Raw genomic sequence first — 21,854 nt, 5'->3', positions numbered from 1 at the left:
TGCTAGCCCTTTTTCTTGCTCGTTAAGAGCATATTCTATTTTTTTAGGGGCACAAGAATTATCTTCAGGAGTTTCAGCTTTACGCCATTTAAATATGGTTTGACGAGAAACACCATAACGTAAGGCTAATTGCTCAATACTTAAGTTCAGATTATTTTTAATTTCTTGACGAATATGTATATTTGTCTTGGCATTGGAATGATAGATTTGTTGCATAATTATTTTTATTTGTCGTAAAACAAAAATAATCAACTATTTTATTTCCAGCCCTTTCAGCTTCGTTTCGGCTTCGCCTTCACTTCGCTGAAAGGGCTTTATTGCTATCAACAATGTTGTGAAACTTTACAAATATAAGCTATTAATTTTTTCATTTGCATAACCAGCTGAAGCTGTCATTCCTTTGCCTCCAATTGCTGTTACAATATAGATACAATTATCAATCTCCTTTTCATAAATTTCTCCATCCCCTTTCATTTGGCTATAAAATCCAGACCAAAATTGATCAATTTCTAGCGTTGGAATATCCAAGATATTCTTCGCTTCGTTTAGTATTAACTCATTAATTAAAGCATCTTCATCAAAACCAGTATCAAATCCATTATTCTCATCTGCATACACATGAGAGTCGCCAATTATAATACTCCCATCAATACGTTGTTTAAACAATAAATGGATCCCATAATTTTCAAGCGATTCATATTCCTTTCTATGAATTAATTGCGCATATTTATCACATGATTTAAACGATTCGTACCTTCTAATACTCAATCCAGTTAGAATATTACCCTTTAGCGCAAAATCAACAGGTTTTGTTGCTATCATTTGCAGTTTCGACACTTCAATATTTGCAGATCTAAAAAGCTCAGGAAAAAGAACATTAAAATCTCGACCGTTACATACGAACGCTTTTTCGGCCTTAAATTTATTTCCCCCTGCTATTGTTATTTCAGTTCCATTACCCGTAGCCTCGACATTGATAACGGTTGTATTATAAACGAATTCAACTTCATACGATTCTGTCAAATATTTTTGAATCGCTAGAATCATTTTTCGTGGTTCAGCAGAGACCTCTTGAGGAAAATACAAACCACCGTGAACATAGTCCGATTTAAATTGTGAACTGTACGACAAAACATCAGCTTTACTATAAATTATAGAATCGTAATCATCTGTTTTAAAACGCTCATGCATCTCTTCAAGTACTGCCATTTCAGAAATATCAGATGCGACATACAACGAGCCATTATTTCTTATTCCAATATCAGTTTTCGATTGTATTTCTTTATATAATGCTGTACTATACTTTCCATATTCGTGCCATCTCCCGATTGGAAAACCGGAAGGAACGACTTGTCCAAAATTACGAACAGTAGCTTCTCTAGGTTGATGATCTTTTTCAAATACGACAACCTTTTTACCTTTTTTAGCCAAATGGTAAGCATGAAAAGTACCTAAAGCTCCAGCACCAATTACAATTGCATCTTTCATATGTTTTCAATAATAAACCGAGCCATTTACAAGAATGGCTCGGTTAAGTTTTATTACTTGCTAATTTATTTTTTCAGAACTTTAATCGTTGATGCTTTATTACCAGCTATTATTTGCAGATAATAAACACCAGTTGAAAACTGATTAAGCGACAATTCGAGTGCTGTTTTTCCATTTGCATCACCTTTGAGAACAGTCATACCAGAAACATTAATTATTTGATAAGCAGAAATTCCAACAGATGATTGTACAAATAGCTCACCAGTTGTTGGGTTAGGATACACTCCAACCTCTAGTTCACTTTCATCAATTCCAGAATGATCAACAGCAGTTGTTGTAAAATCGAATGGACCAACCCATCTTGATTCGTCAAACGAGCAATTTGAACGCAAATAAAATTGGTAAGCCGTTTCAGGCGCTAATCCACCCAAAGTAAATGGAATTTCATCAGCCAAAGTCATCACACCAAAATCAACATCAAACCCGTCAAGACCCCATGAGAATGTCCAATCCGTTCCATTCATACCATCCCAAGTTATTCCAGCTTCATTTGCTGATATTGGATCAATAAGTACCGCGGTAGGTTCTTCGCATTTCTCAGCAGTAAAAATAAAAGGACCGACCCATGGGCTATTACTTGTTTCACAACTATCTTGCACATACAGCGCATATAAAAAACTACTCTCAACACCTTCAATCAATTCAATTTCATCCGTTTGATTATGAATGATAGTACCCTCCCCTAAAGTAAAGCCAACAATACCATATTGAATGTTAGAGATAGTCGACCCTCCATTTAACCAACTTACAGTTGCAGAAGATTCAGTATTCTCAACCAGCCCTAAATCAGATGGTAATGTACAAGCAATTAATTCGTTAGATATCAAAACCATTTCAGTTCTATATGCAATCGTATCACTTAAAACATTATTGGAAGGCATATCTACATCAGCATCATTTATCGACCAATTATTGGCAAATTTAGACGTTCGTTGCAGCAGCGCTAACTCAGACTCTCCCGATTCAGCACCATCAAATCCATCATAACTCCATTTATAATTATAAAGCGACAATTGCTCTTCATTCGATTCTGCAATAAATATTCCGAAATTTCCATTTGTACCTTCAACTAAAGGAAATTCAGCATCAGTAATTGGCGTTCCGTTAGTATAATAAATATGAACGCCATAAGGATTTTCTTCATGAACTTTCACTGTTACTTCACCATTATCTGCGGTCGTCAAAGTTAATTCATCAGATGACCAATCGGCATCATATAAATGAACTGATTCGTCCCCTATTGGTGCACCAGACTCTTCCCTTCTTTCAGGCCCCATTTCCAACATTATACCGTTCGATAAATGACCAGAAACATCAACCACCTCTGTTCCAGAAACCTCATCTAGCGAATAATACGCAAATAAATCTTCATTTGTAGGATCGGCTTTTTCACACATCAAGTCACGAATCTCTTCAGCTGTTCTAGCTGTATGCCAAATTCTAATTTCATCAATATTTGCATTTAAATGTTCCTCTTCGTTGTCATCCTTATAGGCTCCAACAGCCAACCATGAATCAGCATAATCGATAGGCCCAGAATTTACGGTCGTTTCACCTTCTAACTGTCCATTAACATAAATCTTTTGAGTAATTCCGTCATATGTCCCAGTAACATGATACCATCTGTTTTCGACAAAAGAATTTTCCGTTTCTAAATAAGTTAGATTACCTTCTGTAGATAAAGAAAAAGCAAATTTATTACCATCTCTTGTTTCAATATCCCATCCTTTTTCAAAGTCACCATTATCTTGCAAAAAACTGACTACAGATCGCCAAGTGGAAAAAGATCTTGGCTTAACCCATGCTTCAACCGTAATACTTTCAGCAGGTAGCCCTAGAGATTCGGCACTAACTATCCCATTAGATAAATCAATCCAATTTGAGGTACCGTTAAAGTTTAAGTTCATTCCCGCTCCAAATAAATCATCCGATGGAGCTGGTTCACCAGCGTCAGCAAAACCAAGAATAAACTCACCAGTAAAAGAAGTATTCAATATAGCTTTATCTTCAACAAAATCAAATGCAGCCTCTATATCATACCAAAACAACATCGCATTATCATTTCTGACACTAATTGTTGCGTTCTCTTCATTAAGTAAAGCGTCATCGTAAATAGAATAATCATATGTTAGTTTATAATTGGCTCCAACAGCTCCGATTAAATAAACACCATAATACGTTTCATTCTCATAAATGGTATGAATTCCAGTAATAGAATTCGGTGCTTCATTGATTTTATAGAATTGAATTCCGGCCAATTCGCCTGTAATGTCACTAATTGTAAAAACACCAGAAGGACCATCTAAAGTGTACACTTCGCCATCCCAAACAGCAGGATACGCCGTTATAACTTCGTCACCTATTGCAGCTCCTGAAACCTCTCGGCTATCTGCTGTATAAGCAACAATTGTAGCGTTATAATCACCAGTTAAAGAAAGTTCGTTTTCATCGACTCCATCATCGAAATTAAAATACAATAATAGATCATCTTCGAGACCTGTTAAACCTGTAGACATATGCGCTCTAATTTCTTCCTGCGTTCTGATATCTGACCAAATTCTAAATTCATCCATCTGTCCTAGCGCTTGATTTCCATATGCACCTGTTCCATCTTGACCAAATTTAAAAGTATGTTCACTTGAAATAGTACCTATCGACTCAGATATGTCTGCTGTAACTTGTAATACACCATTTACATACACTTTAATTTCAGTCGCTCTTTCAACGATTATACTCACAAAGTTCCATCGCGCTCCAAAATCGATAGTTGTAACATTTAAATCAACGCGGTCACTTTCGGCACTTTTAAAGTTGATATCCATATTTGAACCTCCCCCTTGAATTGCTACATTAATTCCTGTGTTTGTTCCAGAATCCCAATCCTTATTAGAGAAAATTGCAGGATCTCCGCCTGCACCACCAGCCTTATACCAAAATTCAACTGTAAAATCGATTTCTCCCAATGGAAGATCTCCTAAATCGAGATGGTTTTTCGCATCCGGATTTGCTGACAAATCAAAAGCTTGATTCGAACCTTGAGACAATACAGTCCCAGTTGCAGCAAAATAAAATGCTGCCAAAAAAAGTAATATTTTCATAATTGATAGTTATTATTCCTGCCTAACAGGAGATTAAAAGATTTTTAGTGTTTGACCACCTTTTTTGTAATTATTTTATCACCACTTTTCACACTCATCAAGTAAACACCATTTTCAAACTGTTGTAAATCGACCTTTAGCTTACTATAGCCATCAAAATATTCTAGCTCTTTTTCAAATACAGTTTTACCAGCTAAATCAGTTAAAATAACTTGATAATTTTCACCTTGAGTAAGGTTGACAACCACATCAAAAACCCCATTATTAGGATTTGGAAAAATATTTACATCGATAATGTTGTCAAAATTATTTCCTTCAACATAAAGGCTCCCTTCATCTAACCACGACTTGCCATCTAATGCCCAATCAGCCTTATGACTTTCTTCACAATCTGTACCTGGTACTAAATGATCAATTGCTGTAACTGCGATATCAGTTAAAACAGGTGTTGTTTGAATTAATTCAGGATCAGGTGCATCTCCAAAACGGTACGACCCAGGATCCGCTCCTGTAATTTCCATTGAAGGTATCCCATAACCGTTCGCCACCCACCAAATATGTCTTTCAGTGTCAGAATTCCCGCCATGAGATGTTCCAGTTCCACCGTGATCAGTTGTTAGCATGATAACCCACTTTTCATTCGCAAAATTCGTTCTTGCATATAAGGCATCAATCACTTGCCCTACTTTCGTATCGACATAAGTAATTGCATTCATATATGCCGGAATTGCAGGGTTAAAACCATTCCCATGTCCTGCAGCATCTACATCATCAAAGTGAACAAATAAAATATCTAAAGCTGGATCAATTAATTGAGATTGTGCAGCCAAAGCACAAGCATCATCTGTTGGCGGAATTAATTTATTATCCCATCCGTCATTGTAGACATTGTCACTCATTGGACTCCAAGAAGTAACTTGAACAGCTTTTGCATTTGGACGACATTCTTTAACTCTAGTAGGGAAGTATGGATAAGTATCATAATCACTACCGGTATAACTATTACTGGTCACATTGTGTTTGTTTTCCCAAACACCCGTCAACATATCCGACCATGACGGACCGGAAGAAGTTATCCCTAAATGCCATGAATCAAACGTGTATGTTCCAGTAGCAAACAAAGCTTCCATGTTAGGAACTAAATCATCATCCATTAGCTGTTTTAATGCATCAGATCGAACACCATCAATACCAATGAATAACATTTTATATTCATCATGTTCATCTTGGGCATATATACTACCCATACTTACAAGACAGGATGCCACTAGCAATGTCTTGATTTTACCAATTGATTTTAATTTCATTTTTGTTTTCATTTTTTTAAATTTTATTTTTTATTTATAAGTCGAATTTGAGGCCGAAATTGAGTCGTAAGCCATAGAATTCAACCTGAATTGGTCTAAATTCTTGGCCACGATAGATATAAAGGGGAGTGTTTAATAGATTTGTGCACTCTACATATAATTTCAAAAATTTAAAGGCTTTATAAGACGCGCTAAAATCGAGTGACCACTTGTCCTTCATAAAAACATCAAATTCTGTGTTGTCATTTATCAAACCGAGTTCACCAGAATCAGTCTGAATTGCCGACGTATTTACTTCCATTAGATAACCACCTGTATAGTTGGCTGCCAATCGAATATTGAAGCCCTTTTCCCGATTAGTATATAATAATGTTCCATTAAAAAGGAATTTAGGCTGTAATGGCAAGGCTTGCGTAAAGCTTCGCCCTGGAAAATTCATTTCAGAATGGGTGAAGGTGACATTCGTTTCAATCCCAAAATTCTTTGCAAACCCGTTTAAAAAGTCTAAATATTTTCTCAAATTCACTTCAGCTCCCATCAAAAATATTGGTGCTTCTGCATTCTGATATGACTTATAGATAATCCCTGTCTGAGGATCTATATCAGCAGTAATTGTACGATATATATGATCTTTAATTCTTTTCCCAAAAATACCAGCGGAAAAAATTCCTGCATTTGGCATATAATACTCTACCATAAAATCTGCATTCCACGCATAAGCGGGTTTCAAATTTGGATTCCCTTGATTGTATTCAAGATTTGAAAAATCAATGATCGGAGAACCAGGCTTAGTTTCAATAAAATTCGGACGGCGAAAAGACCGCGTCAATCCCAATCTATAAATCAACTGATTTGAATAATCATATCGTAAGTGAAGCATAGGCAAAAAAGAAAGATACTCTTGATTATTCTGCACCTCTACAACTGGATAACCTACTGTATATTCTTTAATCGGTTCTAATTCACCGGCATATGGATCGTCGTCGATTGGTACGATTTCATACCCCCCATTGGGAACATCATATACATTCGCTAAAAACCAATCATCATCACCATCCATTAATGAATCAGCCCACATATTTAGCACCGTATATTCAGCTCTTACCCCCCCAATAAAACTTAATTTATCTGAAATTGAATAATCGGTCATCAAATATGAAGCATAAACTTGTTCTTCATAGCTATATTTCGCACCAACAAACTCATAATAACTATGATGTGCTGGATTCATAGGATCTTCTCTGAGCGTATCTCCTAAACTATTAATGAAACCATCAGAAAAAGAATCATCTAAAAAAGGCATAAACTGTCCTTCGTATGGTTGATCAAGCTCTTCTAAAAAACCACCATTCAAATCAAGATCGCTGTGTCTATAATTCGTTAGAAAAATAGGTTTCGTAAATACGTCAAAATTTTGTTTCCATTCGTGAAGAGATAACTTTCTATAACCTTCTTTAAAACGAACTTTACCTCCATATTTAAAATTAACGCGTCTATTTGGGACATATGACAAATCGAACTGAGCAATAAGTGGATCTCGTTCCCAAGTTGTGTTCAATTCAGTATATGCATTTGAAAATTCAAACTCTTCTGCAACCAATGCTTGCTTTGCCTTTGGTTGAATATTATCCCATTCGTCCCCATTCCCCAAAGGATTGTCTGGCCCGATTAGTTTAACCCTTGCCAATTCTAAACTTGGATCCGTGATAACAGTACCATCTTTATCAACAGGATTTCCATTTTCATCAGATTGATATGCATTGCCATGTTTATCAATATAAACTTGATCGAGATAATTGATATTATACTGCTCAAAAGTAATTACTTGATAACCGTTACGCTCGTCATTACCCCCGAAAGGAACATTTCCATACTCAAAACTATTGCTATAATAGGCATACTTTAAATCGAGTTTCCATTTAGACGAAAGATTTAGATTTGTACCGAATTCACCTCCATAAAGTAAAGAATTTGCGCGTGAATAAATATGTTGTAAACTAACAGTTGAACCAGCTCCAACCGCATAATTATAACGTGTTTTTCGATTTCTTTCAGCATCTAAAAAATACCCGGTTAACCCCTTAAAATAAATTTGAGACTTATTTTTAAAAGTATAATCCAATGCAATATTACCAGCCGCTGTTGTTCTCTCACCAATATAATCTCTAAGCTCAAGTCTATTTATTCCTTGATTAAAATTAGAACCGTAAACTACTTCAAAATTATCCGTCCCATAATTCCTTTGAAAAAGAGATCCACTTATTAAATAACCGAAACGTTTATCCTTTGTTCTACTTCCATGAAATAAGCTAATATTATAAAGTGGCTTTTCAGCTTGTGTGCTGTATCCATTCATTAAATTTATTCTCAATTCAAAAGAATCTGGAGAAGTTTTTGTTGTAAAATCGACAGCACCACCAATAGCATCCCCTTCCATGTCTGGCGTAAGCGCTTTTGTGACTTTAATATAATCTAATAAGTCTGAAGAAAGGACATCAAATGCCATGGTTCGTGTTTCAGAATCCTCATCAGCAACAGGCAGTCTATCTCCATTAATTAGCGAACTATTCCAATCAGTTGGCGTTCCTCTTACAGACATATATCGTCCTTCTCCTTGATCTTTTTGAATTGTTACAGAAGGCATTTTTTGAAGATTTTCTGCTGCATTATAGGCAGGCATTTCTCCATCACCTACATATTCAACATTGCTAATAGCATTCTCCATCTTTTGGATATAATTCCCTCGAACTTGACTGTTTTTAAGTTTATGGCTAACGTCTACACTATTCAACGCTTTACCTTCACCCATATTAAGACTAATATCCCCCATTCTTAAAACATCAGTCTCAATTATTACAGTTTCATTTTTGATTTCGTAACCTGTAAATACAAAACGTATTTGATGCGTCCCAAAAGGAATATTTTCAATACTGAACAAACCATTTAAATCTGATTTGACTTTAATATCTAATGAATCAATGGCCACCAAAACAAATGGTATTGATTCATTATCATGCACTACTTTACCTAAAATGGTACCCGTTTGAGCAAAACCCAAAGAATTGATCAGGAAAATAAAAACGAAAATGATTTTTTTTGATTGCATTATCTTAATTATGATTGTGTTGGTGATGGTTATGGTTATGGTTATGGTTATGATGACTTTGATGCTTACAGTTTTTATCGCAAATGGTACTATGTTCGTTCATTTGCATATCATAAATGTATTTTGTGAATCCGAAATCACGAAAATGCCTTGCTGCAATTAGCGCAGCATTCCAAATATTTTCCTGGAATTCTTGATCACTATCAATCGATACTTTAAAGGCATCTCTTGTATTTGAGTAATTCGTATAATCCGATTCGGCAAGACAATTTTCAAAATCTTGTAAGATTTTATTTTGAGTTAAAGAATCCGGCTCTCCTGCTAAAAGACTGTTTGACATTAGTAAAACACCAACACAAAAGATAAAATGTTTGACACTAATTATTTTCATAAGGACTAAGTATTATAGATTTAGTTTTTGTATCCCTTTTCATGAAGTATACAAATGAAATTACAAGCTGAACAACCCCTAATATTCCAGTTAAATAAGCTGTTTTGATAATAAAATCTAACCAATCAATCTCCCAGGATAAAAATTCAGTAAAGGTTAAAATCGAAACAGCGAATAGATATCCAGTACTATCTGACAAATACATTAAAAACCCTGCGTTACCTTTTTCATTTAACCATGCGATTAGTTTTTCATAAATCACAACTTGAAACGGCACATAGGACAAGTAAAGACCAATACCGCTAGCTATCATCCAAGTATAAGGACTGATATAATTTGATTCGAAAAACAAGGTGGAAGAAATGATTAATAAAAATCCTAACGCAATAATTAGATAAGTTGCAATTAAGCCATTCGCATTATTTTTAAAAATTGTAAACAATCCCATGCATAAAACCACAACTATACCGACTACCGTTTCAGTTTCAAGAAAAACAGAAAAATCAGCATTCGCATTCATTTCTGCCCAAATTTCGACACTAAAATTATCCCGGAAATCCCGGAAAATTGAAAGCATAGCGTACGAAGCCACCAACATTAGAATACCAATTTTATATTTTTTCAAAAACCTTCTCCTATCTTTTTTCATCATTGGAACACGTTTTTTCTTAAGGGCGATATCTTCTGCTAACGGTGGAGGGATCAACCAAAGCATCCAAACAAAAAACAAAAAGAATGGAATAAAAACCAACCCAATCAAAACAGGCATCCAATACTCATTAACACCTAATATTTCAATAAAATAACGGCCAAATGATTTAAGAAAACCTGATGATATGATAGCACTGATACATAATCCTGACGCTATAAATTCAGTGACCTTTCTCCCTTCTAAAAAGCTGAACACTATTCCCCAAACCATACCCAACGGAAGCCCGTTCATGAATAGAAAAATAAATTTAAGATGAAGGGGAGACCATGCAAAAAATAGCAATGCTATTTCAGAAAAAACGATAAGACTGATTATGAAAATCACACGGTGCTTCCCCTTCAATTCAGAAATAACTTTTATTCCTATAAATTTAGAACACATATAACCCATTACTTGCGCGATTATAAAAAATGCTTTTGATGCAATAAATAAATCATCTCCTTCATCAAATAATCCAGCACTAAATGGCTTACGAAAAGCATACATAGAAAAGTAGGCACCAAAAGATGCAACAAAACACCAGAGCATAAAAAAACCCTTATTCTTCACCAACTGCCCTTCAAGATATTGTTTACTTATACGAAACATATTTTTATTTCTATTTGATGGCTCAAAATTATACAATGCCCGTATTTAGTAGACTACAAAATTCGTAAAGTAATTGTTAAGTTTACATTAAGGCAACAATTGTTTACCTATAAGCAACATTAATTATATATATTTGCATTCAATATGGTAAAACACGACAACATAACTCAGATAGGCAGACAAATAAAAGAGTTAAGAGTTTTTGAAGGATTAACAGTTCAAACCTTAGCAGACAAAGCTGGCATATCGAAAGGAATGCTTTCAAGAATTGAGAACGGAAGAATAATACCTTCTCTTCATGTTACAATAAAATTAATTGAAGAATTACAATGTCCTTTAGGGGATTTCTTTCAAAAATTAGAACATGAAGATGAGCAGACTTATATTTTATTGAAGAGCGGAGATCGAAAAAAGATTGATCGTGAAAACAAGAGTCTAGGATTTAATTATTTTTTTGGTCTGAATGCTTCGTCTGGCCCAAGTTCATTTGAAGTTAATTTTCTTGTGATAGATCCAGAGAATAAGCGAGAAAAAGTAACAACAGATGCACACGAACTTAAATTCATGATTCGCGGAAAAGTTGACTATCATCTAGATGAAGAAGTAATCACATTGGAAAAAGGTGATTTATTGTATTACAATGGCAACATTCCGCATGTCCCTATTAATACATCAAACGAACCAGCGGAAATGCTGGTAATTTACTTTTATAAATAACTAAAAACATATATGAAACAAAAAATTAAACTGGTCGTCTTTGACATGGCCGGTACTACGATTGATGAAGACAACGTGGTATACAAAACGATTTTAGCAACAATACAAGCAAAAGGATTCAACGTAAACTTACCAAAAGTCCTAACTTACTGTGCAGGTAAAGAGAAACAACAAGCGATAAAAGACTTAATGGTTGCGATGAATTTCGATCATGATGACACATTAATTGAAGAATTATTTAACGATTTCAAAATCAGGCTAAGTATTGCATACGACAATCTTAAAGTGAAATCATTCATTGGTGTTGAAGATTTATTTTCAGAACTCAAAAATAAGTCAATAAAAGTAGCATTAAACACTGGCTACGATTCAAGTACCGCTTCAAAATTACTAAAGAATTTAAAATGGACAGAAGGTGTTGAATACGACACGTTAGTTACGGCTGACGATGTAATAAACGGAAGACCACACCCAGATATGATTCTGAAGGCAATGGACAAAACAGGAGTAATATCAGCTACTAACGTCGCTAAAATTGGTGATTCTATAGTTGATATACAAGAAGGTCAAGCGGCCGATTGCCTTTATTCCATTGGCGTTACAACTGGCGCTCAAAACAGAGAACAATTAGCATCAGCAAATCCGACACATATTTTCGATGAACTAAAAGAATTGCTCTCCTTTATATAAGCAAGTTTCCGAGAAAATAAATACAGTCCAATCATTTTGATTCGGACTGTTTTTTTTGCTTATTTCTTAAGCGCTTCACTTTTACCTAAACGCTTACTTGCAAACCTACGTACAAGCGCCATTATAGCTGTTAGGACGGGGATTATAAAATAATATATCCAACTTCCCCACCCTTGAATAAAGCACATAGCTAAAACAAGTACAAAAGTGGCAACAGTCATGCTCCACCAAAAAATTTCTAACACTCTATTTATCTTTGCTAAACTCGTCATTTATTGTATCGTTTGTCAAATAAGTAAAACTTACATTATGCATATTATAAGAGCTAAAGGTTTCATCCGTATCGAGACCATAGCCCCAGGCCGAATTTTTTGCTCCAATTACTTCAAATCTCTTATCCGTTTTAACCCTTTTAGATTTTCGATCCCAAAAAAGCTCTTCCGTTTTTAAAGTTTGATCTTTGTCAAAGTTCGTAAAAATTACATTATTTCTAGCAATAATTAGATTTTCTTTCCCTTTTATCTCCCCATAATCAGCTGTAAGTCGAGAAACGATGCTATCCTTAGATTTATAAAAATTAACTTCAAAACCTTTTTTGAATATGGTAATATTCTTTGGTTCATCGTACTTCTCCATTCTAACCGCTTTAATTTCGTATATCACCACACCAGAGTCTGTATAGAGCGTATGTAAGTTATTAACTATTTCATCCGGTGTTTCATCCGTTGCGGTTACAGACGAAACCATCTTCAAATCGTTCTCACATGAAAAAAGTATTCCCATCACTAAAGTGACGGGAATACCAATAATTATATATTTTATTACTTTATTCAAAGTTTATCTAATCGTAGTGCTTTCACCCCAACAAGCACATAAATGAGAACCACCTTTGGCTTTACCAGCTTCAAAAATATCACCAGTATCAGGAGCTCTATCTAAAAATTTACCACTGCTTGCACTTGCACCTGCTGAGATAGCTCTGTTCACATAATCATTTGCCAACCAGTTATTCGCTTTTCTATCAAAAGTTGTGTCTCCACAATCATTAGCGGTAGCAGCAATAACATTCGCACAGATCAATAAAGCATCACCTTTAAATTCGTCTCCGTTAATTTTCTTTGCAGTATTATAAGCTGATTTATATGATCCCGCCTTATATTGCGCATTTGCCAAACTCAATAAGTATTTATCTTTATTCGGACCATCACCTTCCATTTCAACAGCTTTCTCATAATATTTAAAGGCCTTAGATGAATTACCATTTGAAGAAGCATAACTTGCTCCGAAATAATAAGCATCTGCAGTTGGCTCAAGAAGGATTAAAGTATCAACAAACTGTCCATAAACAGCTGTAGATTGACATTGTTTCTGATCCATTAGACCTAAGTAACTATTCACTTTTGCTAATTTCTCAGCCTTCTCCTGTGGTAATGTTGCTAATTTTTTAGCGAACACTTCAGTCAAAATATCACAATCTTTTGCGATTAACAAGAAGTATTTATCTAAATAATCTCTTGCTTGAGCAGATCTAGCGACACTATTCTCATTTGCTTCAGCTTTTGCTTTTTTATGTGCTTCACTAACATATTCAGACAATACAATATACTCATCTATAACTTCAGTTCTCGCGACTTCCTTTTCATCACCTTTTGCAGAATTGAATTTATTCATGATTAAATGCTTGAAATAATACATGATATCAGTCGCACTTGATTCTGATTTTAATTTATGAATACTTTCTTTATAAAGTTGATCAATTTTATCATAATCAGTTGAACCTTGCCCTACTAAATAAGTAGCATAATCAGCTGTCCATGAAGGATCATTTTCAACTTTCATTCTTGATTCGAAACAGAAAACTATTGTATCATTGAAATTTTTCAACTGCACAGAGTCTTCTGTATATTTTACAAGATTATTGTAGATGTATTTACCATTGTAGAAAAATTTAGCATCTAAATTTTCCATTCCACATGCAGTAATCGCTTGTGCCCAAAAGTTAGCAGCATCACGATATTGCTTTCTCATACTTTCATCATCTGTAGTAGTTTGAGGAATGTATTGAAAATATAAACTTCTAAATTTTGCACAATCATCACCCGCACCATCTTGTGCAGAAACACCTATGCTAGTAAAAAGGGTTAAGACAGCTAATATTATACTTTTTTTAATCTTCATTTCTATATTAATTTTAATCATATTTACGTTTAACAAACCAGTAGTCACCGTTTCCAGGTGTTATTGAAATCCCAACTTGGAACCCAATATAATTCTCTTTTATAAGTCCATTTTCTGTTGAGCCGAGAGCTCCAAAATTTGCTCCTATATTAATATTGGTACTGGCATTACTAATCGATACCGGAATACCTATTCCAAAACTCATGCCATAATCCTGTACAGTTGAGATTTCACCTAGGTTATTGTTAATTTTAAGCTCAGTATCAGTATAATTAACTCCTACACGATATTTTAGTCTCGAAAGAAAAGAGGTGGTATTATTCCGCATTCCTGATATAGTTGAAGGATTCCATTCGATTCCTGCAGCCACGAATAATCTATCCTTCATTGAATTTACATCACTTGTTACAGTACCAAATTCAGATTTAAAATTCGACCATGTTTCATAATTCACTTCGGCAGCTAGTCTCAACATCGATCTATTACCTCTAACAGAACCTATTCGATATTCGACACCAATCTTATAGACATCTGGCATATATAATTTACCTTCTACATTATCTGCAAATTCAATCGTATCAACTATTCCAGTTGTTTCTCCTTTATAATAACTTCCCACATACGAATAAGTTAAAATATCTTCAAAAGCACGAACTGCCATTGCTGGCGTATAGCTACCCGCAATAGACAAAGATGTATTCTTTGTAGCTGTTATACGACCAATTTGGTAAGAAGCTCCGAATTCGAATGTATACCCTGACATACGAATCCCATTTTGAACTCTCGCGTTAAAATTCGAACCATAAGAAGGTAAAAACTCATTCGACCTTGTATTTAATGAAGTTCCAAATAAATAATTAGCATTGAAACCAAATGATAAAGTTCTTGTTTTCCAATACCCAACTGAATCCCTTGAAATGACATTCCCTAAACTATCTAATAAAACTCTTGGTTTGTAAGCTTTTTTATAAGCGTTAAGCGGTTTATAACCTAGCCCTAAATTTGCAATACGAATCCCTCCACTACCTTCACTTACTGCTTGACCAAGAGTATCCTGATCAACAACATCAAAGTTAGTAATGGTATATCCTGTAAAAGAATATGGTTTAATTCCGACACCTATACCCCAGTTCTTTTTAATTGGGAGACCTAACTGGAACTGATTTAAACCAAAATGTCTCTGCGTAGAAGTAGAGGTTGCATTAGAAAAATCAGATGTTTTACCACTCAGTCCAACTTGAAAAATTGGTTTATTCCTTGAAAAGAAAGCATAAGATGCTGGATTATTAGAATTCACAACAGTGGAATCTGTCGAAGCCACCGATACTCCTCCCATACCAGAAATTGAAGCATACGAACGTCTGTTCAATTCGCCAATTCCGTATGAACTATAAGGACTTTGCGTACCTTTTTGTGCCATACTATAGTCACCCCATAAGCAAAGCACAAACAGCAATATTAGCCCTAAATATTTATTACGCATTATAAATTAAAATTTCATTCAACCCAACAACGGTCAGATCGGAATTTGCAAAGATGCTATTTTTATATACTTTATCAAAGTAATTTAGATCTCCACCCGTCATAAAAATTGTTAAGTCAATAAATTCGTTGGTATAACGTGTAATAAAACCATTTATTTCGTGCTTGATCGCTTCTTGTACTCCATGAACGATACTTGTAGTCGTATCAACACCATATTTAGTTCTATACGGCTGCGGATTAACCAAAGGTAATTTATCTGTAAAATGAGCCAATGCTTTATATCGCATTTCCATTCCTGGACTTATATTCCCACCAAGATAAACCCCGTCTCTACTAACCAAATCATATTTAATACAAGTTCCTAAATCAATACACAAAGAATCTTTATGTTCATTTAAAGCCCAAATTGCAACAGCATTCGCAATGCGATCTTTACCTAAAGTTTCAGGCGTATCGTATCCTAACACTATAGGCAATGGTGTTTCAGCCGTTAAATAAACAATATTCTCATTATCTATTTCAAGTCGATCATTCGTAACCGAACTAATTATAATGCGGTCCGTTTTTTTCACATTGGTTTTAATCCAATGATTAACCAAGATAATATCTGAGCGCTTAAAATAAAATTTTTCAATTATTTTTTCACCCTCAAATTGAGCTAACTTTATGGCGGTATTCCCTTGATCTATAATAATATTCACAGTACAAAATTGCAGACTTTTTATTTAAGTATTGCAAAAAAAATAAAAAATTACTGTTAAATCTATTGTACTTAAAAAAACCTTTATATCTTTGCCCCCACAAATAAGGATGGTGATATAGCTCAGGTGGTAGAGCAATGGACTGAAAATCCATGTGTCGGGGGTTCAAATCCCTCTATCACCACAAAAAAGAAACCAAGTGCTTGGCACTTGGTTTTTTTTATGCCATAAAGCGAAGCTTGCTTCAGCTTTAATGACATCAAAAAAACCAAAAATATTTCTGCAAGAAATATTTGGTTTCTACGCTTTGTCGGAACCCCAAAAAGGGATCAAGGCAATATTCGAATGCAATGAGAATTTGCCTTAATCCCTTTGTAGTTGATAGTCATTAGAGCCTCTAGAGAAGCGGTGTAACTCGCTTCGAACTCCAAAATATATCATTTCCCAAAAAGCATTGCAGTGAAGCAGCAACGCTTGCTTCGATCCAAAAACTCAACCCAAGCAAATAAACCACAGAGAAGCGGTGTAACTCGCTTTGAACCCCAAAACCCAACTAAACCCCACCAAAAACACCATAGAGAAGCGGTGTAACACGCTTCGAACCACAAAATATATCATTTCCCAAAAAGCAATGCAGTGAAGCAGCAACGCTTGCTTCGAAGCTATTAAACAACTCAATATAAATAAGCCACAAATCAAGCTTCGAAGATTTAGACTATATTTCACCATATTCGTATAATAACCAACCCCTACTTATCTATAATCGTTATATTTATGAAGTAACCCACATCAAAACCTAACTGACAGTACACCATGTTTAAATTATTTTTTTTACTCATTACAATATGTATAGGCTCAGTCTTATATTCTCAAAAATTCGAATGGATAAAAGATACTTATCCCGGCGTATCTAAAATGGGACTTAGTCCAAAAGGTAATTTATTTTATTATGGACCTTACGATACAACTTCTAATCATACTGTTAACGGTGTCACATTGGCGCCATTAGAATTTAACAATCAGCAACTCTTCTTGGCAAAACATGATAATTACGGCAAAATAAAGTGGGTTTTTAACTCTAAAAACACCGAATTATCAAGAGAACTAACATTGGTGAATATCACATTTGACGAGAACGAGAACATATATGCAACCGGTTATTTTAGCGGATCACATCAATTCGGAGAAAACCGCTTGACAGCATCGCCAATTGACAGTTTAACCAATTTCATTTTTAAATTAAACACCAACGGTGAAGTACTTTGGGCAAAAAAAATCAGTAGCGAATTGGAAGCTGCAAGAATTAGTTCAATTCAAACTGACGGAGATGGAAATAGTATAATTTCTTTTTTCAACGTTAAAAACATACAATATGATGGTCAAACCATAATTGAAACCTCAAAAAATAGCAATATCATTCTAAGAATCAATTCGGCAGGCAAATACATATGGCATGAGGTCACAGAAAGCAACTTAGATATTAAAGCTGTTTCACTACCGAAAAACGAATTTATTCTTGCTAGAAATTTCCGTCATCAGTTTATATGGCCAAATAAAGACACCATTATTAATACGAATCAATTACAAAACGGAATAATACAGCTTTACAGTACGAATGGGATATTGAAAAAAACATGTATCTTAAAAAAAGAGAATGATGGCTTTGCAAGAATAATTTCTATTGCATCAGATGACGCAGGCGATTTATACGTTTTGCTTTCTACAGACACATCAGCATTATTAATTTACGATAAAAGTTTTAAAATTAAAAGAGAATTGGTATTACTAAAGTTAAACGCGCAACTGAATGCTATTTGGTGCATGGATTTACCCCCTGAATATAGAACTGAATCTAATCGTACTACTAATCATATTTTTATAGACCCACAAAGAAACCCTGTTATTGTTGCTCAACTTATAGCATATGAATTTTTTTTTGAAACTAGTGAAATTATAGGATTATTAAGCACAACAATAGACTCCGAAAATGGAAGACTTCTTAAAAATAAATACATCGATAAATTGGGAGTAAAATCAATAGGAGGATTAGATGAATACAATAATTTATATGTAGCTGGTATAATAGATGTTTCCGCACCGGTAATGGGCACTCAATTAGCCCAGAACAATGAGGTTACCAAGATCACCAAGATAAGTCAAGTGGTATTTGATGATTTTCCTTCGGATGAATTTATTGCCTTTCCTAACCCATTTATAGATGAATTCACTCTAATTCGAGATCACGAAGGAAAAGGACAATTCGAAGTAAACATCTATAGTATTGACGGCAAATTAATATTAAATGAAAAAATAACCTCCGAAGGCATGTTACAATATTACATAAACACTACAAATTGGTTGCAAGGCATTTATTTAGTAGAAATGATTTATAATGATGCTTCAACAGCCATAAAAATGATAAAAGCCGGCTAGGAAGATTGCCCTTTGCCTTGTTTTTTCAACATCTCAATTAATGCCTCTTGACTAGTAATTGTTTTTTGTAACGCTTTAATCAATTCGATTTTTTCATCACAACTCTTGCAGTCTGCACCATATTTTTGTAGCGGGTCATTTACCATTTCAGTAGTCGAATCAAGATATAACTCTTGAATTGAAACCTCTAAGATATTTGCAATTTTTTGCAATTTTGAAAAAGGAATATCTGAATCTCCATTTTCATAGTTGATTAATGTTCGTTTTTTTATTCCAGACAATTCAGACAGCTCTTGCTGAGTAAACCCTCTAAGCTTCCTGTACTCCTTAATTTTTAGCATCTTACGAGAAAATAAAATGCATTTATTTGCAATTAAAATAGAATTAATTGCAAATTATTGCATATATTTATCCCAACCAAAAACAAAAACTTATGTCAATTTTTCGCACTGCAGCAATATAAAGGCTCAAATAAAAAATCTTTTGTAATACGACGAATCAATTTTTTAATGAAGCTCATTTATTCTGCACATTTGAACAGAAGTTAATGTTTTACAGTTAGGGTGGGTGTGGTTTTTCCACACCTACCATTTTGTTTAACACTCAAAAATAGAAAAAAATTATACACAACAGCGCTTAAAAAGAACAATACAGTAATGTAAATGAAAACAAAAATCAAATGCAAAAAATTTCACATCAACAAGCGATCGTTTTAGATACAATGATAAAATACTACACTTTAAATAACGATGAAATTACTGAGCTTATTTTCAAAGGTGTTTACGAGGTATTTACGAACGAATATCTCGCAGAAATTGCTGCGACTATTCGAAAAACTGATAAACTACCAATTAAATTCGCACTCTTAGATGGCAACCAGGAAACGTATCCCTTTGTTTTTGGATTCGCTGTAAAGTTCGAAACGAAATAATTAATATTCTTACCTGTAAGTAGTTCGAACGTTCACCGTCTAACTCAAAAAAGTGAAAGTTATGAAAACTGAAACAACTTACACCCCTATCAACTGCTCATTTTATGATGTTTTAGAGCATTATGCTACGTTAAAATCGTTGGTACAGGTTGTCTATTTAGACAACAGCTTCGAAAAAACAATTGAGAAGGCTATCATTACGGATCTGCGAGGAAATAGCAAAACAGGAGAAATCATGTATCTTCAAACAGTAGATAATTCCTACGATATTCGCATGGACTATATCGTATCCATTAACGGAACAAAATTCGACCAATACAGTGTTAGTTGCAGTATTTAATCTTCCTTGCCACTATCTGGACTTATAATCTTGCTGATTTGTTCTTCAGTATCTTCTAATTTCTTGCGGCAAAAATCGACCAATAGCTTGGCTTCTTTCACTTTGTTTGCCAGGTCATCAATATCTATTTCCTTGCGTTCTAAAAGCGAAACTATTTCTTGCAATTGCTCTAAGGCTTCGTCATATTTCAATTTAGGATCTAGTTTCATCTTTTTGCCTTATTTCACTTTCGTTATTTCACTTACAATCACTTTATTTGCTGTAAGTGTTTTCATTTCACTACCAATCAATTCTCCCGTAAATTTATTAATATCTACTTTATTTATCGTAGAAATCGTATATCCTTTTTTCAACAATTCTTCAGGATTCAATAATTCTAATAAAGTATTTAAATTATCCAATTTAACATGATTTTGTCTCAAAGTATTGCTCGTCAAGATATCAATCTTGTCCATGGTACTAAACAATTCTGTATTCTTTTTTAGTTCAATTTTATTGATTGCATAATGACCAATCTTAGTCAATTTCATGCGTAAACTAGACCTCTCAATTTCAAAACGCTCGTTACTCAACACATGCAAGAGATGAATATTCTCCCGCAGTAAATTACGATTTACAACTAGCGTTTCTTGTGCATAAAAGACAATATAATTACTCAACTGCTTAAAAAGTTCCTTCTTTTGAGAGACCAACCGCTCACTGTTGCTTACTATTTTATTAAATGCATCGTCAACAGAAGTTTTAAATATCCCAACGCGCAAATAAATGAACTTTGCCACAGCTGTTGGTGTTATTTGCGATATATGCGCCACATGATCCGATAAAACATCATCAGATTCGTGTCCAATACCAGTAATAACCGGAATTTTGGATTCACTTATTGCTTTGGCAATATTATAATGGTTAAATAGATTCAAATCCATTTTACTTCCTCCACCTCGAATGATAACAAGCACATCCAAATTATAAGCTTGGGCTTTTAAAATCGCTTTTACAATTTCATTTTCAGCTTTTTCACCTTGAACGCGAGTTGGAAAACCTTTTACTTTAAAATTTGAGAAAATTTGATTCTCGAATAATTCATTAATAAAATCTCGGTAACCAGAAGAATTTGGCGAACCAATAATTCCAATTTTTTTGATCATAGGTGGCAAGTACAATTGCTTTTGCAAATAGAGCAATCCTTCTTTTTGCAATCGATCTAAAGTTTCTTTCTTCAGTTTTTCAATTTCACCATAAGTAATTGATGGATCGACGTCAAAAACATTCAATTTCATACCAAAAACTGCGTGAAATTCGACTTTTACTTGTAAAAGAACCTTATTCCCTTTCGCCAATATTCCTGGCAATTCGTTATTCAGTTTGGTATTGATTCTATTAAAGGTGGTGAACCACAAAGTCGCATCCATTTCGGCTGTTGTTTTTCCCTCTTCCGAATCAACCAAATGAAGATAATTATGCCCATTTTTTTCTTGAATTTTCACAACCTCTGCTACAATCCAAAACAATCTATCCCCCAATTGGTTTTGGACCAATCGCTCAATAGAACGGGTAAGTGCCGTTAAAGAAAATATGTTTTTCGGCGTATCCAAAATAGTATTTACATTTTTTTAACCTTGATTATTAGTT

General features: G+C 34.3%; 19 protein-coding genes and 1 tRNA gene. 6 read left to right on the top strand and 14 right to left on the bottom strand.

Annotated elements, in window-relative coordinates; genetic code table 11:
- The 7 genes from T367_RS0110875 to T367_RS0110845 form a co-directional block, all read right to left on the bottom strand.
- The coding region (locus T367_RS0110875; RefSeq protein ID WP_027419874.1) for a helix-turn-helix domain-containing protein at nucleotides 1-216 on the bottom strand (216 nt) is incomplete at its 3' end.
- A 126-nt stretch (nucleotides 217-342) separates the two neighbouring features.
- Nucleotides 343-1,488, bottom strand: coding sequence for a TIGR03364 family FAD-dependent oxidoreductase (locus tag T367_RS0110870; RefSeq protein WP_027419873.1), 1,146 nt, complete (start codon nucleotides 1,486-1,488; stop codon nucleotides 343-345).
- Between the two features lie 65 nt (nucleotides 1,489-1,553).
- Entirely contained in the window at nucleotides 1,554-4,646 is a 3,093-nt protein-coding gene (locus tag T367_RS0110865; protein WP_027419872.1) for a LamG-like jellyroll fold domain-containing protein, read from the bottom strand.
- 44 nt (nucleotides 4,647-4,690) lie between these two features.
- Nucleotides 4,691-5,965: an alkaline phosphatase family protein gene (locus T367_RS23920; RefSeq protein ID WP_051568494.1), complete on the bottom strand. Its 1,275-nt coding sequence runs from the start codon at nucleotides 5,963-5,965 to the stop codon at nucleotides 4,691-4,693.
- Nucleotides 5,966-5,987: 22 nt separating this feature from the next.
- Nucleotides 5,988-9,059, bottom strand: coding sequence for a TonB-dependent receptor (locus T367_RS0110855; RefSeq protein WP_027419871.1), 3,072 nt, complete (start codon nucleotides 9,057-9,059; stop codon nucleotides 5,988-5,990).
- A gap of 4 nt (nucleotides 9,060-9,063) precedes the next feature.
- A complete protein-coding gene (locus T367_RS0110850; RefSeq protein ID WP_027419870.1) occupies nucleotides 9,064-9,450 on the bottom strand; it encodes a hypothetical protein in 387 nt (128 codons plus the stop codon).
- Nucleotides 9,437-10,750 (bottom strand): DUF5690 family protein, encoded by a 1,314-nt coding sequence (locus tag T367_RS0110845; RefSeq protein ID WP_051568493.1) that lies wholly within the window; start codon nucleotides 10,748-10,750, stop codon nucleotides 9,437-9,439. The genes T367_RS0110850 and T367_RS0110845 overlap by 14 nt, the downstream gene beginning before the upstream one ends.
- A gap of 144 nt (nucleotides 10,751-10,894) precedes the next feature.
- Between T367_RS0110845 and T367_RS0110840 the strand changes: the two genes are divergently transcribed.
- Nucleotides 10,895-11,467, top strand: coding sequence for a helix-turn-helix domain-containing protein (locus T367_RS0110840; protein ID WP_027419868.1), 573 nt, complete (start codon nucleotides 10,895-10,897; stop codon nucleotides 11,465-11,467).
- Between the two features lie 12 nt (nucleotides 11,468-11,479).
- Complete coding sequence (locus T367_RS0110835) at nucleotides 11,480-12,157, top strand: phosphonatase-like hydrolase (protein WP_027419867.1); 678 nt, start codon at nucleotides 11,480-11,482, stop codon at nucleotides 12,155-12,157.
- Nucleotides 12,158-12,403: 246 nt separating this feature from the next.
- On the opposite strand, the gene lptC is transcribed toward T367_RS0110835, so the two are convergent.
- Genes lptC through T367_RS0110810 form a run of 4 tightly spaced genes read right to left on the bottom strand, consistent with a single transcriptional unit; the run spans nucleotide 12,404 to nucleotide 16,521 of the window.
- Nucleotides 12,404-12,991, bottom strand: coding sequence for an LPS export ABC transporter periplasmic protein LptC (gene lptC, locus T367_RS0110825; protein ID WP_157454202.1), 588 nt, complete (start codon nucleotides 12,989-12,991; stop codon nucleotides 12,404-12,406).
- Nucleotides 12,992-12,994: 3 nt separating this feature from the next.
- Nucleotides 12,995-14,335, bottom strand: a complete 1,341-nt coding sequence (locus T367_RS0110820) for a tetratricopeptide repeat protein (RefSeq protein ID WP_157454201.1) — start codon at nucleotides 14,333-14,335, stop codon at nucleotides 12,995-12,997.
- Between the two features lie 13 nt (nucleotides 14,336-14,348).
- Nucleotides 14,349-15,818, bottom strand: coding sequence for a hypothetical protein (locus tag T367_RS0110815; protein ID WP_157454200.1), 1,470 nt, complete (start codon nucleotides 15,816-15,818; stop codon nucleotides 14,349-14,351).
- Nucleotides 15,811-16,521: a type III pantothenate kinase gene (locus T367_RS0110810; RefSeq protein ID WP_027419862.1), complete on the bottom strand. Its 711-nt coding sequence runs from the start codon at nucleotides 16,519-16,521 to the stop codon at nucleotides 15,811-15,813. The genes T367_RS0110815 and T367_RS0110810 overlap by 8 nt, the downstream gene beginning before the upstream one ends.
- Before the next feature lie 111 nt (nucleotides 16,522-16,632).
- Here T367_RS0110810 and T367_RS0110805 point away from each other — a divergent pair.
- Both T367_RS0110805 and T367_RS0110800 read left to right on the top strand, forming a co-directional pair.
- Nucleotides 16,633-16,705: transfer RNA gene (locus tag T367_RS0110805), tRNA-Phe, on the top strand.
- 629 nt (nucleotides 16,706-17,334) lie between these two features.
- Nucleotides 17,335-18,954 carry a T9SS type A sorting domain-containing protein gene (locus tag T367_RS0110800; RefSeq protein ID WP_084274393.1) on the top strand — a complete coding sequence of 540 codons (1,620 nt, stop codon included), beginning with the start codon at nucleotides 17,335-17,337 and terminating at the stop codon, nucleotides 18,952-18,954.
- Here T367_RS0110800 and T367_RS23915 read toward each other — a convergent pair.
- Nucleotides 18,951-19,295 carry a helix-turn-helix domain-containing protein gene (locus T367_RS23915; protein ID WP_051568492.1) on the bottom strand — a complete coding sequence of 115 codons (345 nt, stop codon included), beginning with the start codon at nucleotides 19,293-19,295 and terminating at the stop codon, nucleotides 18,951-18,953. The two genes, T367_RS0110800 and T367_RS23915, sit on opposite strands and share 4 nt — an antisense overlap.
- 338 nt (nucleotides 19,296-19,633) lie before the next feature.
- Between T367_RS23915 and T367_RS0110790 the strand changes: the two genes are divergently transcribed.
- Both T367_RS0110790 and T367_RS0110785 read left to right on the top strand, forming a co-directional pair.
- Nucleotides 19,634-19,885: a hypothetical protein gene (locus T367_RS0110790; protein WP_027419860.1), complete on the top strand. Its 252-nt coding sequence runs from the start codon at nucleotides 19,634-19,636 to the stop codon at nucleotides 19,883-19,885.
- Nucleotides 19,886-19,946: 61 nt separating this feature from the next.
- Nucleotides 19,947-20,225 (top strand): hypothetical protein, encoded by a 279-nt coding sequence (locus T367_RS0110785; protein ID WP_035843246.1) that lies wholly within the window; start codon nucleotides 19,947-19,949, stop codon nucleotides 20,223-20,225.
- Here T367_RS0110785 and xseB read toward each other — a convergent pair.
- A complete protein-coding gene (gene xseB / locus T367_RS0110780; RefSeq protein ID WP_027419858.1) occupies nucleotides 20,222-20,434 on the bottom strand; it encodes an exodeoxyribonuclease VII small subunit in 213 nt (70 codons plus the stop codon). The two genes, T367_RS0110785 and xseB, sit on opposite strands and share 4 nt — an antisense overlap.
- A 9-nt stretch (nucleotides 20,435-20,443) precedes the next feature.
- Nucleotides 20,444-21,817, bottom strand: coding sequence for an exodeoxyribonuclease VII large subunit (xseA, locus tag T367_RS0110775; RefSeq protein WP_072032192.1), 1,374 nt, complete (start codon nucleotides 21,815-21,817; stop codon nucleotides 20,444-20,446).
- Between the last annotated feature and the right edge of the window lie 37 nt (nucleotides 21,818-21,854).

It is taken from the genome of Crocinitomix catalasitica ATCC 23190 (assembly GCF_000621625.1).
Taxonomy (GTDB): domain Bacteria; phylum Bacteroidota; class Bacteroidia; order Flavobacteriales_D; family Crocinitomicaceae; genus Crocinitomix; species Crocinitomix catalasitica.
Note: the sequence above shows the minus strand (reverse complement) of the source record. Positions and strands in the feature narration are given on the sequence as shown.

Bases quoted from the DNA above. Each gene is read 5' to 3' on its own strand.
- T367_RS0110870 (WP_027419873.1), bottom strand. From the start codon at position 1,488: ATGAAAGATGCAATTGTAATTGGTGCTGGAGCTTTAGGTACTTTTCAT.
- T367_RS0110865 (WP_027419872.1), bottom strand. From the start codon at position 4,646: ATGAAAATATTACTTTTTTTGGCAGCATTTTATTTTGCTGCAACTGGG.
- T367_RS23920 (WP_051568494.1), bottom strand. From the start codon at position 5,965: ATGAAAACAAAAATGAAATTAAAATCAATTGGTAAAATCAAGACATTG.
- T367_RS0110855 (WP_027419871.1), bottom strand. From the start codon at position 9,059: ATGCAATCAAAAAAAATCATTTTCGTTTTTATTTTCCTGATCAATTCT.
- T367_RS0110850 (WP_027419870.1), bottom strand. From the start codon at position 9,450: ATGAAAATAATTAGTGTCAAACATTTTATCTTTTGTGTTGGTGTTTTA.
- T367_RS0110845 (WP_051568493.1), bottom strand. From the start codon at position 10,750: ATGTTTCGTATAAGTAAACAATATCTTGAAGGGCAGTTGGTGAAGAAT.
- T367_RS0110840 (WP_027419868.1), top strand. From the start codon at position 10,895: ATGGTAAAACACGACAACATAACTCAGATAGGCAGACAAATAAAAGAG.
- T367_RS0110835 (WP_027419867.1), top strand. From the start codon at position 11,480: ATGAAACAAAAAATTAAACTGGTCGTCTTTGACATGGCCGGTACTACG.
- T367_RS0110820 (WP_157454201.1), bottom strand. From the start codon at position 14,335: ATGAAGATTAAAAAAAGTATAATATTAGCTGTCTTAACCCTTTTTACT.
- T367_RS0110815 (WP_157454200.1), bottom strand. From the start codon at position 15,818: ATGCGTAATAAATATTTAGGGCTAATATTGCTGTTTGTGCTTTGCTTA.
- T367_RS0110800 (WP_084274393.1), top strand. From the start codon at position 17,335: ATGTTTAAATTATTTTTTTTACTCATTACAATATGTATAGGCTCAGTC.
- T367_RS23915 (WP_051568492.1), bottom strand. From the start codon at position 19,295: ATGCTAAAAATTAAGGAGTACAGGAAGCTTAGAGGGTTTACTCAGCAA.
- T367_RS0110790 (WP_027419860.1), top strand. From the start codon at position 19,634: ATGCAAAAAATTTCACATCAACAAGCGATCGTTTTAGATACAATGATA.
- T367_RS0110785 (WP_035843246.1), top strand. From the start codon at position 19,947: ATGAAAACTGAAACAACTTACACCCCTATCAACTGCTCATTTTATGAT.
- xseB (WP_027419858.1), bottom strand. From the start codon at position 20,434: ATGAAACTAGATCCTAAATTGAAATATGACGAAGCCTTAGAGCAATTG.